This is a genomic window from Methylobacterium sp. WL103, assembly GCF_008039885.1.
Classification (GTDB): domain Bacteria; phylum Pseudomonadota; class Alphaproteobacteria; order Rhizobiales; family Beijerinckiaceae; genus Methylobacterium; species Methylobacterium cerastii.
The window spans coordinates 1-797 of record NZ_VRUX01001089.1 but is presented as its reverse complement, the minus strand read 5'-3'; the positions used below and the strand labels follow the sequence as shown (position 1 = coordinate 797).

1 protein-coding gene is annotated in these 797 nt (G+C 74.2%); it reads right to left on the bottom strand.

Annotation, left to right across the window (positions count from 1 at the left end; genetic code table 11):
- Positions 1-199: 199 nt before the first annotated feature.
- Positions 200-457, bottom strand: a complete 258-nt coding sequence (locus FV222_RS27965; RefSeq protein ID WP_147761948.1) for a hypothetical protein — start codon at positions 455-457, stop codon at positions 200-202.
- Between the last annotated feature and the right edge of the window lie 340 nt (positions 458-797).

Sequence of the window (797 nt, the reverse complement as noted above, 5' to 3'; positions counted from 1 at the left end):
GGTCCAGGCTCGCCCGACGCCGGTCGCCCCGGCGCCCACGGCGTCGCGCAAGGTCGTGACGCCCCGCACGGCCAAGCCCGCGCTCGCACCGGGCGAACGTTGGAAGCGGCGCCTGCCGCGCTCCTGCCGCTAGGACGGTCTGCACCGCGGGGGAGGCCGCCTCGCGGCCCGTGATCCAAGGATCATGGGCGCTTCTCCGTCAGGCCGCCCGGCGCACGGCGTAGCGATAGCGGCGGCCATCCGCGTCGAGCAGTTCGCTGTCCGAGGTCTCGCGCCAGACCACGTCGTCCTCCGGGCGCGCCGCATCGGTCAGCTCGGTGCCGCGCACGATGCTGAGGGCGAGGCCGGCGCCGTAATTGGTCGCGGCGGCCTCCGCGATGGCCGAGCCGATGTCGGCCTCGTCCGGCAGGCAGGCGAACAGGACGCCGTCGGCGATGGCGAGCGTGTAGGTTCCCATGGCGCGCTCCGCGGTTTTCGAAGCGCCGGACCGTATGACCTGGGTTTCCCCGCGGAAGCCCGGCCGGTGGGATGCTGCAATGCGGTAGGCGACGGACCAGGGCGCCGACGGGGCCGCTCCCCCGAGCGCAGGTGCGCGATGTCACGCGCCGGCCGGCTTCGGCCTCTGACGCGATCGTGTAGACATCACGAACCTTTCCCCGCCGCCGAACCCGCCGCACACCCATGACGGACCCGTTTCTCGATCGGCTCGCCGACCTCCTCGGCCCCGGAGGCCTCGTCGTCGGCGACGAGTTGGCGAGCCGGCCCGCGAGCTGGACCCGCGCCGCGGAGCCCTGCGC

What these genes read in the sequence shown, in the direction of transcription:
- FV222_RS27965 (WP_147761948.1), bottom strand. Translation starts at nt 457, where the DNA reads ATGGGAACCTACACGCTCGCCATCGCCGACGGCGTCCTGTTCGCCTGC.